The sequence below is a fragment of the Paenibacillus sp. 2TAB23 genome, from assembly GCF_052115165.1.
Classification (GTDB): Bacteria; Bacillota; Bacilli; order Paenibacillales; family Paenibacillaceae; genus Pristimantibacillus.
Genome location: NZ_JBFRGD010000022.1, coordinates 101,471 through 115,783, shown reverse-complemented (window position 1 = coordinate 115,783; position 14,313 = coordinate 101,471). Strand labels below are relative to the sequence as shown.

The 14,313-nt window shown below is 52.1% G+C and carries 12 protein-coding genes and 1 riboswitch; of the genes, 11 read left to right on the top strand and 1 reads right to left on the bottom strand.

Annotated elements, in window-relative coordinates; genetic code table 11:
* Window position 1: 1 nt before the first annotated feature.
* The 11 genes from AB4Z29_RS25555 to AB4Z29_RS25505 all read left to right on the top strand — a co-directional run bounded on the left by AB4Z29_RS25555 (window position 2) and on the right by AB4Z29_RS25505 (window position 13,217).
* Window positions 2-973, top strand: coding sequence for an N-acetylglucosamine kinase (locus AB4Z29_RS25555; RefSeq protein ID WP_441945800.1), 972 nt, complete (start codon window positions 2-4; stop codon window positions 971-973).
* A 19-nt stretch (window positions 974-992) separates the two neighbouring features.
* Window positions 993-2,309 carry a 6-phospho-beta-glucosidase gene (locus AB4Z29_RS25550; RefSeq protein WP_441945799.1) on the top strand — a complete coding sequence of 439 codons (1,317 nt, stop codon included), beginning with the start codon at window positions 993-995 and terminating at the stop codon, window positions 2,307-2,309.
* Window positions 2,310-2,557: 248 nt separating this feature from the next.
* The gene (locus AB4Z29_RS25545) at window positions 2,558-3,592 is read left to right on the top strand and encodes an ABC transporter substrate-binding protein (protein WP_441945798.1); all 1,035 of its coding nucleotides are present in this window, start codon (window positions 2,558-2,560) and stop codon (window positions 3,590-3,592) included.
* An 8-nt stretch (window positions 3,593-3,600) separates the two neighbouring features.
* Entirely contained in the window at window positions 3,601-5,655 is a 2,055-nt protein-coding gene (locus tag AB4Z29_RS25540) for an iron ABC transporter permease (protein ID WP_441945797.1), read from the top strand.
* 109 nt (window positions 5,656-5,764) lie between these two features.
* Window positions 5,765-5,865: riboswitch (purine riboswitch) on the top strand.
* A gap of 121 nt (window positions 5,866-5,986) precedes the next feature.
* Window positions 5,987-7,372, top strand: coding sequence for an NCS2 family permease (locus tag AB4Z29_RS25535; protein ID WP_441945796.1), 1,386 nt, complete (start codon window positions 5,987-5,989; stop codon window positions 7,370-7,372).
* 337 nt (window positions 7,373-7,709) lie between these two features.
* Window positions 7,710-8,471, top strand: coding sequence for a 5-oxoprolinase subunit PxpA (locus AB4Z29_RS25530; protein ID WP_441945795.1), 762 nt, complete (start codon window positions 7,710-7,712; stop codon window positions 8,469-8,471).
* Between the two features lie 2 nt (window positions 8,472-8,473).
* Entirely contained in the window at window positions 8,474-9,229 is a 756-nt protein-coding gene (gene pxpB, locus AB4Z29_RS25525) for a 5-oxoprolinase subunit PxpB (protein WP_441945794.1), read from the top strand.
* Window positions 9,226-10,236, top strand: a complete 1,011-nt coding sequence (locus AB4Z29_RS25520) for a biotin-dependent carboxyltransferase family protein (protein ID WP_441945793.1) — start codon at window positions 9,226-9,228, stop codon at window positions 10,234-10,236. Before pxpB ends, AB4Z29_RS25520 begins: the two co-directional genes overlap by 4 nt.
* 168 nt (window positions 10,237-10,404) lie before the next feature.
* The gene (locus AB4Z29_RS25515) at window positions 10,405-11,166 is read left to right on the top strand and encodes a DeoR/GlpR family DNA-binding transcription regulator (RefSeq protein ID WP_441945814.1); all 762 of its coding nucleotides are present in this window, start codon (window positions 10,405-10,407) and stop codon (window positions 11,164-11,166) included.
* 163 nt (window positions 11,167-11,329) lie between these two features.
* Window positions 11,330-12,181 (top strand): DMT family transporter, encoded by an 852-nt coding sequence (locus AB4Z29_RS25510; RefSeq protein ID WP_441945792.1) that lies wholly within the window; start codon window positions 11,330-11,332, stop codon window positions 12,179-12,181.
* Window positions 12,182-12,254: 73 nt separating this feature from the next.
* Window positions 12,255-13,217, top strand: a complete 963-nt coding sequence (locus tag AB4Z29_RS25505; RefSeq protein ID WP_441945791.1) for a metallophosphoesterase family protein — start codon at window positions 12,255-12,257, stop codon at window positions 13,215-13,217.
* Between the two features lie 93 nt (window positions 13,218-13,310).
* On the opposite strand, the gene AB4Z29_RS25500 is transcribed toward AB4Z29_RS25505, so the two are convergent.
* Entirely contained in the window at window positions 13,311-14,234 is a 924-nt protein-coding gene (locus AB4Z29_RS25500; RefSeq protein WP_441945790.1) for a proline dehydrogenase family protein, read from the bottom strand.
* Window positions 14,235-14,313: the final 79 nt, after the last annotated feature.

The following is a 14,313-nucleotide window of genomic DNA, read 5'->3' as shown; positions in this document are numbered from 1 at the left end:
CGTGGCCGTCATTATTTTCCTGGGAATAGACGCAGGCGGAAGCAAAACCCATGCCTTGCTCGTTGACGATAGAGGCCGGGTGCTTGGCAGAGGGCTTGGCGGGAACGGCAATCACCAGACCGCATTCGAGAAGGCAGGAGCGAACATTGAAGACGCTTGCCAGCAGGCGTTACAGGAAGCCGGCATTGCGAAGGAGCAGGTAACCTACGCATATTTCGGACTCGCCGGAGCTGACCGTGAGCCCGATTATGAGATATTGCGGCCGATGATGGCTTCGCTTGGCTATAAGCACTACGCCATTGCGTGCGATACCATGATCGGTATGCGCGCGGGTACAAACAAATCCTATGGCGGCGTTATTATTAGCGGCACCGGCTTCAATGCCGCAGCACGCAATTCGCAAGGCGAAGAGCTTCAATACGGAGGTTTTGGCTATTTGTTCGGAGACGGACAAGGCTCGGGCACCGATCTGGCGGTTCACGCGTTCCGCAGTGCCATCCGTGCTTGGGAAGGAAGAGAGCAGGCGACTTTGCTTAGCGAGCTTGTTCCCGAGAGGCTTGGCTACGCAACCATTCAAGAAATGTATGATGATGCGTTATATAACCACAAGCGCCCCGGTTATGGTTTGGCTAAGGTTATGTTCGAAGCTGCGGCGCAGGGTGACGCGGTCGCAATCCGAATTTTGCGGGACGCGGGCAATGAGCATGCCAACGCCGTTATTGCTTTGATTAAGCGCCTTGGCATGGAGCAGGAAAGCTTCGATGTCGTGCTGACAGGCAGCGTGCTGTCGCGCGGCGGTTCCCCCCATATGGTCGACGCGATCAATGAGGCGCTGGCAGCAGCCGCACCGTATGCCAAGACCGTGCGGTTGACGGTGGACCCTGTCATTGGGGCCGTAATGAGCGCTATGGACAGCAAGGGGATTACGATTGACGAGACCGTGGATGCGGCTTTGCGGAAAATTACATTTTAATCATGGGAGGCTCATTCATATGTCGAAAAAACAGTTAAAGGTCGCCGTCATTGGCGGCGGTTCATCATATACGCCGGAAATCGTCGAAGGCTTCATCAAGAAATACGACGAAATGCCGATTCGCGAGCTGTGGCTCGTGGATATCGAGGAAGGTCGCCATAAGCTGGCGATAGTCGGCGAGCTTGCGAAGCGGATGGTGGAAAAAGCAGGCGTGCCGATTGAAGTGAAGCTTACTCTCAATCGCCGCGAAGCGATTGCAGGCGCTGACTTCGTCACGACGCAAATGCGCGTAGGTCTGCTTGAGGCAAGGCGGCGCGATGAGCATATCCCGATTTCCCATGGGGTCATTGGACAAGAAACGACGGGTCCTGGCGGGATGTTCAAGGCGCTTCGTACGGTACCGGTCATCCTTGATATTTGCAAGGATATCGAGGAGCTGGCGCCTGACGCATGGATGCTGAACTTCACGAATCCCGCAGGTATCGTGACGGAAGCCGTTCAGAAGCACAGCAAGGTCAAAACGGTTGGCCTATGCAACTCGCCGATTAACTTTCAGAAGTTTCTTGCGAAGGAATATGGGGTAAGCGAAAGCGATGTACTGCCTGAGTTTGTCGGCATTAATCATCTGCACTGGATAACGGCAGCATTCGTGAATGGCGAGGATAAGCTGCAGGAGATGATCGGCGGCGGCAAGGACTATTCGGCTACAAACGTTACAAAGTTTGACTGGGATGCGGATTTCCTTCGGTCGCTAGGCGCTTTGCCAACGTATTACCTTCGTTATTTCTATATGACGGATGCCATGCTTGCCGATATGAAGGAATCGTTTGCCAAGAACGGCACGCGCGCGGAAGTCGTGAGCCGCGTGGAAACCGAGCTGTTCGAGCTCTATAAGGATGTTAATCTGAACGAGAAGCCGAAGCAGCTTGAGCAGCGCGGCGGTGCGTATTACTCGGAGGCAGCAGTAAATCTCATGCACGCGTTGTACACGGACAAGCGTGATATCCAAACGCTGAATGTGAGAAACGGAAACATCATCGGCTTTCTGCCTGAGGATGCAAGCATCGAGGTCAACTGCGTCGTGACGGCACAGGGTCCTATTCCGCTGCCGCTGCAGCGTGTCCCCGAGCAGATCAAAGGGCTGATGCATGCCGTGAAAACGTATGAATCGCTTACGATCGAGGCTGCTATTAGCGGAGATCGAGGCCTAGCCCTGCAAGCGCTTGTGCATCATCCGCTCGTTCCGAGCGTCTCGGTTGCCAAGCTGTTGCTTGAAGAGATGCTTGAAGCGAACAAAGACTATTTGCCGAATTTTTTCAAAAACGAAACGATGTAAAGCTTTCTGCGCAGCAGAAGGCGGTGAAGACGGGAGCCTAGCTTCCGTCTTTTTTGGCATTCCTTTCCGAACGAATATTGCGCCGAAATAAATGCGAAAAACATGAAATTATTTACATTGACATCTACCGCTATCAATTATATGATAACAAAGGTTCGTGAACATGATAATCATTATCACTTTAACGACAACGATTATCAATTCAAATGCATAGGCAATGGGTTTACAAAAATAGGGGGTAAAAGAAAATGAACAAACGTTTGATGAGCTTGATTATGGTAATCGTCGTTATGCTGGTGGCGGCAGGCTGCGGCGCGAACAATGCGGCGAACAACAAGGCGGCTAACGAAGCAGGAAACGAAACGAGCAGCAACGCAGCTGCAACGAATGCAGCAAATACGGAAGCAACGGGTCCAATCGTTGTCAAGGATGCAAAAGGCGAAGTGACGCTCGAGAAGCCTGCACAAAAAGTGGTTGTGCTTGAGTGGACGTTCACAGAAGATATTATCGCACTTGGCATGCAGCCGATTGGTAATGCAGACAACGAAGGCTATAAGACATGGGTAACGGGAGAAGCTCCGCTTGATGCAGGCGTGACTGATGTTGGTTTCCGCCACGAGCCGAACCTAGAGAAAATCGCAGAATTGAAGCCTGACTTGATCATTGCGAACACAGACAGCCATGAGGCGATCTACGAGCAGTTGAAAGGCATTGCGCCAACGGTCATTTTCAGCCTTTATCCGGTTGAAGGCAAAGGCGATCAATATACAGAAATGATTAGCATGTTCAAATCCATTGCAGCAGCAGTTGGCAAAACAGCAGAAGGCGACAAAGTGCTTGCCGATCTGGACCAGCATTATGCAGATGCAAAAACGAAGCTGGCTGCAGCGGGCAAAGAAGGCCTCAACTACGTGCTTACGCAAGCGTTCAGCTACCAGAATGCCGCAACGATGCGTCTATTCATGGATAACTCCCTAGCTGTTCAAACACTTGACCGCATTGGTCTTAAAAACGATTGGAAACCAGAGCAATTTGAGCTTTACGGCTTTACTACTTCGACAGTAGAAGCACTTCCGGCTGTACAAGATACGAACCTGATCTACATTGTCCAAAAAGATGATGATATTTTCTCAGGTGCGCTGAAAGACAACTCGGTTTATAACGGCCTTAACTTTGTGAAGGAAAAACGCACATATGCCCTAGACAGCACAACATGGGTATTCGGCGGCCCGATCTCCTCCAAGGTAATCGTTGACCAAGTCGTCAATACATTAACGAAATGAGCGAGCTCATGACGAACCGTAAAAGCGAAGCCCCACAGGGCATGATTGGGCGAATAATCGTAGTATTCGGGGGCGGCCTTGCCGCCCTTTTCGTTCTGTTTATCCTTAGCCTTTGCTTTGGCGAAGCCCAGATACCAGCGTCAACCGTATTTGACGGCCTGCTGCATAGACAGGATATCATGGAGCATAACCTGCTTTGGGATATTCGGATGCCGCGTACCGTAATCGGCATTCTTGCCGGGGCTGCGCTGGCAGCGGCCGGGGCATTGCTGCAAACGATCACGAGAAACCCGCTTGCAGCTTCCGATACGCTCGGCATTAATGCAGGGGCTTACTTTATGGTTGTTCTCGGAACGGTTGCTTTTCCTGCCCTGCAGCATGAGGTTCCTTTTGTATTGGCAGCGGCAGGCGGTTTCCTTGCGGCTCTGGCCGCCTATTTCCTTGGTGGAGGCCGCGGAGCAACGCCGGTAAGGCTTGCGCTGTCGGGTATGATCGTTTCAATGGTGCTTGGCGCGTTTACGTCGGCTATTCATATTTTTAAAGAGACGGAAACGCAGTCGCTGTTCCTATGGGGCGGGGGCACGCTCATCCAGCTGGATTGGAGCGGTGTTGAGTACGCATGGCCGTTCGTGACGATACTGCTTGCCATCTCGGTATTCGCTGGGCGTCAATTCGATGCGCTCGAGCTGGATGAATCGACTGCCCGGTCTTTAGGCCAAAAGGTTGGTTTAACGCGCGCTGGCGGGCTGGCTCTCTCCGTATTTATGGCAGCAATCGTGGTCAGCGTTGTGGGTCCGATCGGATTCGTCGGACTTGTTGCTCCCCATCTGGTTCGACTCTCCGGCATTCGCAAGCATCGCTTGCTCATCCCGGCGAGTGCGCTGTGGGGTGCGCTGCTTATCACAGCTGCAGATGTGCTTGCCCGCATGGTGCGAAGCAGTCTCGGCGAGATGCCCGTAGGCGCAGTCATGGCAATTATCGGTGCGCCTTGGCTTATTTGGCTCGTGCTTACCAAGATGAAGAACATATCCGGCTCAGGCTCTGGGCAGTCGTCGATGAGCATTGGCGGCGCCCCGCTGCGTTTGCGCTTCATGCCGACTGCTATCTCGATGACCGTATTGCTTGCTGTGGTTATACTCGTCAGCTTATCGCTTGGCGGAACACGGATTCCAATCATGGAATTGCTTGGAAGCATTATTGGAACAGGCGATGATTCATATTCTGTCCTTCTAAACCTGCGGCTGCCGCGGACTTTGGTTGCAGCAGGCGGCGGGATTGCGCTTGCGATCAGCGGCGTGCTCATTCAGAGCGCGGTTCGCAATCCGCTTGCGGATGCCTCTATTATTGGCGTTACCTCAGGTGCTGGGTTTGGCGCATTGGTCGTGCTGGTCGCATGGCCAACGCTGCCAATCTTTGCGCTTCCGATAGCAGCGATAACGGGTGGAATCATCTCGGCAGCGGTTGTGTTTTTTTTGGCTTGGCGCAAATCGCTTAATCCGTCCGTTCTCATTCTGCTGGGCATCGCGGTATCCGCGATCGGCTCTGCCGGCATACAAGCGATGATTGTGAAAGCAAGCCTTTGGAGCAGCACGGCATTCGTATGGCTAACTGGAACGACCTACGGCCGCGGTTGGGACCAATTTAACAGCATTTTTATATTTCTTCTTATTCTCGTACCGGCCGCATATTATTTGGGTAAGAAATTCGACTTGCTCGCCTTCGGCGATGATAGCTCGACAGGCTTCGGCCTGCCGGTTAAGGGGACTCGCCTGTGGGCGATGATTATCGGCGTCTTACTGGCTGGGGGTGCTGTAGCAAGCGTAGGAACAATCGGGTTTCTTGGTCTCATGGCACCACATGCGGTACGGATGATGGTAGGCCATCATACTAGACGCTCGATTATTTTATCGGGTCTGCTCGGCGGCCTGCTGCTCGTGCTGGCGGACACACTTGGCAGAACGGTAATGGCGCCGAAGGAGATTCCGTCCGGACTCATCATTATGCTCATTGGAGCGCCATACTTTATGTTCCTCATGTATCGTTCACTCGTTAAGAAAAGATAAGCAGCAGGAAAAGGTTGCTAAAAACGAATGATGAACATATTTATTGCCATTAATGTTCGTAAAAGTTGTTGACAAAGTGGACATATTCTCTTTAGAATTGAAAACGGAAAACAACAACAGCATATTTTTTCGTATAATCTCAAGAATCGGCTTGAGAGTCTCTACTCGGTCACCGTAAATGATCAGGCTACGAAAATGGCGGAAAAGCTCGCAGCGGTCCAGCGGGTATACTTTTCCCCTTTTTGCAGAGCCTAGGAGAAATGTGTTACTTGCATTTTTTTCTAGGCTTCTTTGTTTGTTCCACCACATTTTTGGGAGGTTTGTAATCAAAATGGAACGTTTCTTTCGCTTAAAGGAACACGGAACAAATGTCAGAACAGAGATTATGGCGGGGCTGACGACTTTCATGACGATGGCATACATATTGGCCGTCAATCCAATCATACTTACGCCGGCAGGTCTCGACTGGACAGCTGTATTTCTAGCTACGGCGCTTGCGGCAGGTATTTTCACCATTGCGATGGGCTTGTTCGTTAACTTCCCGGTTGCGCTTGCGCCAGGGATGGGGCTGAATGCTTATTTTGCATCCGTTGTGATCGCCTCGGCATCAACGGATACGCCGATCTCACCGGCAATGGGCCTGACAGCCGTCTTTATCTCCGGTATTATCTTTATCATTCTGACGCTGACGCAAATCCGTCAGATGCTTATAACGGCTGTTCCAGACAGCCTTAAGCATGCGATTACGGTCGGTATCGGTTTGTTTATTACGATTATCGGATTGAAGAACAGCGGGATTATGACGATTGCCGTATCCAGCTTCACAGACATCAAGGCAGGCGTGTTCACGCCGGTTGGCGGCTCCGAGACCGTTATTCAGCTTGGCAGCTTCCACAATGAAACAGTGGTGCTAACGGTTATCGCGCTGCTTCTCATTGGTGTGTTAATGGTGCTTCGCGTTCCGGGAGCGATATTGTTCGGTATTCTAGGCACAACCTTGATTGCGATTCTAATTGGCCATGTTGACGTGAAAGCGGCATTCAGCGGTCAAACATGGGTGCCTGATTTCACCAAAATGAACTTCTGGCATTTCGACTTTGCAGGCGTGTTCGAGGTTGGACTCGTTACCGTCATCCTGACGTTCACGTTCGTTGAGATGTTCGATACGTTCGGGACGCTGGTTGGTACGGCCAACCGCGCAGGATACATGAAGGATGCGGAAAAAGGCAAGAAACGCGTCGGAAAAGCGATGTTTGTTGATGCAATCGGCGTCAGCGGCGGTGCGGTGCTCGGCACGAGCACGGTTACGGCATTCGTAGAAAGCTCCGCAGGCATTGCGCAGGGCGGACGTACGGGCCTAACAGCTGTTACGACAGGCATTTGCTTCTTGCTTGCGATCTTCCTGTCTCCGATTGTAGCGCTCGTTCCGGGCGCGGCAACGGCTGCGGCGCTTATTATTGTAGGCGTGCTGATGATGCAATCCGTGAAGGACATTGATTTCTCGGATATGGTGTATGCTATTCCATCGTTCCTTACCCTTGCGTTCATGCCGCTTACGTACAACATTGCAAACGGCATTTCGTTTGGTATCGTATCGTACGTACTGCTTGCATCGGTAGCGAATGCAACTGGCAAAGGCAAGTACAAAGTCCACTGGCTTATGTGGGTGCTTGCGGTGCTCATAATCGGCCGCTACGTGTTTATGGGCGGAGAATAGTTTTAATGGCAGAGAAGCAGCGCTGGACCGGCGCTGCTTCTTTTTGCATTTTGACCATATCGCTGCGTTGATGAAGTGGGCATACGTCGAAGCCTCTTTTAAGCAAACAAATATTTAAGCTGGCTGTGAGCGTTCATTTAAGTAAACAAATGCTGAAGCTGGTGTTGAGCGTTCATCTAAGTAAACAAATACTGAAGCTGGTGTTGAGCGTTTACTAAGCGGTCATATGCTCGCATTAGGCGTCATGAATGGATGAAGCGGCTATTGTCCGAAGCCGCCAGATATTTGCTATAATTTGCGGTAAAGAACTTGCAGCTGCCGAAAGGAAGGTAACCTTATGAAGCGAATTGACCTGAATTGCGATATGGGAGAGGACTTTGGCGTGTACCGAAACAGCTTGGACAGCGAGCTGATGAAATATATTACATCTGCCAACATTGCCTGCGGCTTTCATGCCGGGGACGCCGCAACGATTCGCCGTACGGTGAAGCTTGCGCTTGCGAACGGCGTAGCGATCGGCGCGCATCCGGGACTGCCCGATTTGCCTGGGTTCGGTAGGCGGGCGATGGCGATAACCCCAGAGGAAGCTTACGAAATGACGGTGTATCAGCTGGGGGCGGTACAGGCGTTTGCGCAATCGGAGGGCGGATGGCTCGCGCATGTGAAGCCGCATGGCGCGCTTTATAACATGGCGGCAAAGGAGAGGAGACTGGCGGATGCGATTGCAGAGGCCGTGTACAAGGTCAATCCGAGTCTCCTGCTATTCGGCTTGGCGGGCAGTGCGCTTATTCACGCAGGCAATGCGATAGGCTTGCGTACGGTGAACGAAGTATTCGCAGACCGCGCCTATGAAGCGGATGGTACGCTTACACCTCGCGGGACGGACGGGGCTATCATTGCGGATGCAACACTTGCTGCAGAGCAAGCGATCGGTATGGTCAAAGATGGCGAGGTACGAACGCACCAGAAAGGCAGCATCCTCGTGCAGGCGGATACGGTGTGCGTGCATGGGGATACGCCGGGCGCGCTGCAGCAAGTTAGGCAGCTTCGCGAAGCGCTTGCGGCAGAAGGCATCGAAGTGATGAAGGCGGGAGAATAAAGATGGAGAAGCAGACGAGAGAATGTGCTTGGTCCATTGAACTGCTGCCGCTCGGAGACGCAGCGCTTCTTGTGCGCTTAGGCAGCGCGATAAGCATAGAGACTCAGCAGCGGGTTCAGATGATCTCAGCAGCTATAGAGGCGCGTCCGTTTACAGGCTTAACGGAATGCGTACCTTCTTTTGCCGCGGTAGCCGTTTATTATGATCCCATACTCGTTAGACGGAGTCGCTCAGGAGCTGAGCTGGGTCATGAATCGGTTTATGAAACGGTCTGTGCACGGTTGCAGGCGTATCTCGAGCGGGAATTGCTGAACGAAGCAGCACAATCGGCGAGAACGATTGAAATTCCGGTCTGTTACGGCGGCGAATTCGGGCCTGATCTTGCTTTTGTGGCGGAATATAACGGGATCACGGAGGAAGAGGTTGTAGCGATACATAAAGATGCCTCTTATCTGGTGTATATGCTCGGCTTTGCGCCAGGTTTTCCGTATCTTGGCGGCATGTCGGAGCGAATTGCTGCACCAAGGCGCCAAACGCCAAGAACGAGCATTCCGCAGGGAAGCGTTGGCATCGCGGGCAAGCAGACGGGCGTATACTCGGTATCCACGCCAGGCGGCTGGCAGTTGATTGGCAGAACGCCGCTTGCCCTATTTAGACCGCAGGAGACGATTCCAAGCCTGCTCAGACCAGGTGATTCGGTGTGTTTTAAGCCAATTACTTACGAAGAATACATGTCGTATCTAGAAGGTGAACGATGAGCTTATCGATTCTTCGTCCAGGGCTCCTTACAACCGTTCAGGATCTTGGACGCCATGGCTATCAGAAATACGGTGTTTTGACTGGCGGTGCCATGGATACGGGTGCGGCACGCGCAGCCAATCTATTAGTAGGCAACGAGGAGCAGGAAGCCTTGCTGGAGCTGACGCTCTCGGGAGCGGAGCTTCTTACTGATGGAGAAATGCTGCTCGCTATTTGCGGCGCGGATATGACGGTAACCGCAAACGGGGAAAGGCTGCCGCTTTGGCGTCCCGTCCTCGTTCGCTCCGGTGTCGTCATAAAGTTCGGAGCATGCCTTTCGGGCTGCCGATCCTACCTTGCCGTGGCTGGCGGGCTTGATGTCCCCGTTATAATGGGCAGCAGAAGTACATATGTGCGCGGGGGGATCGGCGGTTACGAGGGCAGGGCGCTTAAGTCAGGTGATGTACTGAATGTGAAACCTGCTGGATTGCTATCCGAGCGGATGAAATCGCAGTTAAGTGGCGAAATAGCTGAATCCTTCGCTGCGCCTCTCTGGCATGCGAGTCATTTTGCAATAGCGGCTAGCTTGGCGGACCCAATCATTCGCGCCATGCCGGGCACTCATTATGGACGATTCACAGAAGACAGCCAGAAGGCCCTGTTTGGCCAGACGTATCAAATTGCAGCACAGTTTGACCGCATGGGCTATCGGCTTGAAGGTACGCAGAAGCTTGCGCTCGCTTCGCCGCAGGAGCTCCTGTCGGAGGCAGTCGCAAACGGTACCGTCCAGCTCCCAGCCGACGGCAATCCCATCGTGCTATTGGCTGATAGACAGACGACCGGCGGTTACCCGCGCATTGCGCAGGTCGCATCAGTCGATATCCCGGTATTCGCGCAGCTAAAGCCTGGCGATCGCTTCCGCTTTGAAGTCATCACGCAGCAGGATGCGGAGCGGCTTTATCTGTATAGCGAGCGCGACATGCGAATGCTGAAAGCAGCAATATCGTTAAAAGTGAACGCGAGCTAACGAATTCGGCATAATTGCCGCTTTGCTTCACCTTCGCCTTTTGCAAGCAAGCTTCAGGCTGTCGAAGGTATCTATCAGTTAAGCTCTCCAGGTTGATTTATGGTAGACTACTTATCAGAAGCATGGAAGATCGGAAGTTCTGGCATAAGGGAGTGAGGGCAATTGTTTGTGCAGCAGCGGCATCAAATTATCATTCAGAAAATAAATACGGACAAATCCATTCGCGCATCGGAGCTTATGGAAACGTTCGGCGTATCCTTCGAAACGATAAGGCGGGATCTGGAGCATTTGGAGAGTGCCGGATATTTGCAAAGGGTCCATGGCGGCGCGATTCTGAAGGAGCTGGACTACAGCACCGAAATTCCACTGCCGATTCGTGAATCCATCTACTTGACGGAGAAGACGGAATTATCGCAGCTTGCTGTACGATATGTAACGGAAGGGATGTCCATCGCACTCGACGTCAGCACCACTAATACGCAGATTGCGAAGGCGCTCAAGGCAAAATTCGAGAAGCTGACGATCATTACGAATTCGCTTCCTATTGTGAACGAATTAATCGATATGCCAGGGTATACGCTGGTTATGATTGGCGGCGTGATCCGTCAAGAGGAGCAGAGCATCATCGGAGATTTGGCAGAAGAATTCGCCTCCCGCTTCCACGCCGACCTTTTCTTTATGAGCATGAGCGGAGTTACGCTGGAAGACGGTATAACCGACAACGCGATTGGCGAGGTGCAGGTGAAAAAAATCATGCAGGCGAAGGCCAAGCGCACAATTGCCCTTGCCGACAGCAGCAAATTCGATCAAGTCTCCCTGCTTAAGGTGTGCGGCTGCGGAGAGGTTGAGCGATTTGTAACGGATTCGAAGATCGATCCGAACATCGTCGCGAAATATAAACAGAGTGGTATAGAGATCGTTTATGACTAGCATGGAATAAGCGTGAGGGGCTTCGATGCCCGTGAGATTCTTGGCAAAATGGCTGAGAGTCTTTTTTTAATTGATAGATGTGTATTTTATATTAAGATATTGTAAATATGTGTGTTTGTGTGTTATTGTGTTGGAAAAGAAGGGTAGAGGAGTTGTTGCTTTATTGTTCGTTATTTCTCTTAGTCTTGTATTGTGTTCCGGCTTGGCTCATGCCGTATGGAACATGCTGGCGAAGCAAAGCACGGATAAAGCGGTTTTCTTATGGGTGATCTACATGCCTGCAACCCTTCTCTTGCTGCCGACAATGATCAAAGAACTAGCTGGCAAGTCCTTTTCGCCGGACATATGGCTGTTAATCGGAGCGTCTCTCGTGATGCAAAGCATCTATTCGCTGCTGCTTGCCTACACTTATAACGCTGGCGATTTATCGCAGGTATATCCTGTCATGCGCGGTACGCCAACGCTGCTTATCCCGGCGTTTGGGGTAATCTTGTTAGGTGAAACCTTGGCTCTATGGGGCTGGGTCGGTCTCTGCTTTATGCTGGCCGGGTTCGTCGTCATGCTTGGCAGATCCGCAGGCAAGGGACAGCATGCTGTCCTGAAGCCGATGCTGCTGGCTATAGGCGTCGGTCTATGCATTACCGTCTATACGCTTATTGACAAGGTGAATTTGCAGCATCTATCACCGCTTGCGCTGCTGGAAGTGACAAACATCGGGTTCATGCTTGGACTGACGCCGGCGGTTGTTCGTTCTGGGCGTCTAAAACAGGTGATTCGCACACATTCGAATCGGATATGGATTGGCGCTATTTTGTCGCCGGGCTCATATTTGCTGTTTTTGCTTGCAGCGAGAAACGCCAATGTTTCAACTGTCGCGCCTATGAGGGAGGTCGGCATCGTATTCGGCACGCTGCTTGGCCTTTTCGTGTTGAAGGAGTCGCAAGGCATCCGAAGAATTACGGCTTCGGTCGCCGTTGTGATGGGCATCATCATGATTGCATCTTCCGGACATTGAAACATTCTAATTGCAGCATTCGGGCATTAAAGCATGGTGTTCAGCTATTTATTGGAAAGGGAGTAGGGTATAGATGGGGAACGCTAAAGAGCTTCGTTTTCGCGATGACGGCACTTTTACCATTGTGCAATTTACCGATATTCATTGGCAGGACGGAGGAGAGCTGGATCTGCAATCGAGAGCGGCGATGGAGCTTGTGCTGGACGCTGAGCAACCGGATTTCGTGATGTTTACGGGGGATGTCATTTATACGGGCATGCATGCGGACGGCTCATCCACCTGCATTGATCCGAAACAAGCGTTTCGGGAAGCGGTCGCCGCTGTAGAGCAGCGCGGCGTGCCATGGGGAATCGTATTCGGCAATCATGATACGGAGAACGATATTACCCGCGAAGAGCTTATGGACGAGGTGCTGCAGCACGCATATGCTTTAGCCGAGCCTGGACCACAGGAGATCCACGGTACAGGCAATTACGTGCTTCCTGTCCTCGGAGCTGCGAACGATCAGGCGGCGGCCTTGCTCTATTGCCTCGACTCCGGCGCATATTCCATTCTGCCCAGCGTTCCCGGCTACGATTGGATTCAGCATGATCAAGTACAGTGGTACTTGGAGAAGTCCCGGGAATGGAAAGCTCGGTTGCAGGACGGCGTATTACCGGCCATTGCCTTTTTTCATATCCCGCTTCCGGAATATCAAGAAGCATGGGACAAGGAAATATGCTATGGCGAAAAGAACGAAGGGGTTTGCGCCGCACAGACGCAAGCTGGTTTCTTTTCGGCCCTGCTGGCGCAGGGCGATGTGACGGCAACCTTCTGCGGACATGACCATACGAACGATTATTGGGGCGAGCTTTACGGGATCCGCCTCTATTACGGGCGTGCAACCGGGTACAATACCTATGGCAAGGAAGGTTTTCCGCGCGGTGCCCGCGTGATCCGCTTGACCGAGAACGAGAGAAACGTGGATTCGTGGCTGTGCTTAGTTGACGGTACGACAATCCGCGCTCAGGCTGAACATCGGCCAATGATCGGCTGAGAGGCATGCGACAGACAGCCCTATCCAGCTATCCCTGCAAATGAACAGGAATGACAGAAAAAGCTGAAGCCCACTCAGGCTTCAGCTTTTCGTTTAGAACATATGTTTAAGCACCAGCATGAGGTTAGCAGGCTTCTCAGCAAGGCGGCGGGTGAAGTAGGGATACCACATGCTGCCGTACGGAACGTAGCAGCGGACCCTATATCCTTCCTTTGCAAGCTGAGCCTGCTCGTTCATTCGGAGACCGTAAAGCATTTGGAATTCAAACGCGTTTTTGGGAATTCGGCGCGAGCGTGCATAAGCTTTCGCCCAGCTGATGATTTCATCGTCATGCGAGGCAATAGCGGTGTAGGCGCGTCTGTCCAAATGCTGCTTGATCATGCTTTTGAAGCTATTCATGACTTCGGTTTTGGTCTGAAAAGCAACCTCTGGGCTCTCTTTGTAGGCGCCTTTGACAAGGCGAAGGCTAATTCGCGCTTGCAGCAATTCCCTGACATCCTTCTCCGTTCGGAACAAATAAGCCTGCAGCACCGTTCCTACGTTCGTAAGTCCCTCGGCATGAAGCCGCTTGACGATATCGATGGTGGACTGGGTATACGGCGTGTTCTCCATGTCGATGCGAACAAAGTTGCGGTGGCGCCGCGCATGCTTCACGACTTCCCGGATGTTGGCGTAACAGGCGGCTTGATCGAGCGCGAGTCCCATTTGGGTCGGCTTCAACGATACGTTGGAGCTTGCCTTTCGTTCAGCAATGCCCTCGATGAGCGTCAAATATTGCGTTTTATAGGCTTCCGCCTCGCTAATATCGCGTATGCCTTCCCCAAGATGGTCAAGCGTTGCCATAATACCGAGCTTGCCTAGCTTCTCAATCTCATCCAAAGCCTCGCTTAAGGTTTCTCCTGCAATAAATCGGCTGGCAAGCTTCTTTCCGAAGCTGGTGGCAGAAAGCTTCTCTACTAGAGGCATGCCCGTGACCGTCAATAATGATTTGCGATACCATGTCGATCCGATACCCATCCGTGCTGCTCCTTTCCGAAAAACGTTAGTAGGAGTCTGAATCGGGAAGCTCGGTATTAGTATATTCAGAAATCATCAT

Coding starts and splice junctions, on each gene's coding strand:
- AB4Z29_RS25550 (WP_441945799.1), top strand. CDS start 993: ATGTCGAAAAAACAGTTAAAGGTCGCCGTCATTGGCGGCGGTTCATCA.
- AB4Z29_RS25545 (WP_441945798.1), top strand. CDS start 2,558: ATGAACAAACGTTTGATGAGCTTGATTATGGTAATCGTCGTTATGCTG.
- AB4Z29_RS25540 (WP_441945797.1), top strand. CDS start 3,601: ATGACGAACCGTAAAAGCGAAGCCCCACAGGGCATGATTGGGCGAATA.
- AB4Z29_RS25535 (WP_441945796.1), top strand. CDS start 5,987: ATGGAACGTTTCTTTCGCTTAAAGGAACACGGAACAAATGTCAGAACA.
- AB4Z29_RS25530 (WP_441945795.1), top strand. CDS start 7,710: ATGAAGCGAATTGACCTGAATTGCGATATGGGAGAGGACTTTGGCGTG.
- pxpB (WP_441945794.1), top strand. CDS start 8,474: ATGGAGAAGCAGACGAGAGAATGTGCTTGGTCCATTGAACTGCTGCCG.
- AB4Z29_RS25520 (WP_441945793.1), top strand. CDS start 9,226: ATGAGCTTATCGATTCTTCGTCCAGGGCTCCTTACAACCGTTCAGGAT.
- AB4Z29_RS25505 (WP_441945791.1), top strand. CDS start 12,255: ATGGGGAACGCTAAAGAGCTTCGTTTTCGCGATGACGGCACTTTTACC.
- AB4Z29_RS25500 (WP_441945790.1), bottom strand. CDS start 14,234: ATGGGTATCGGATCGACATGGTATCGCAAATCATTATTGACGGTCACG.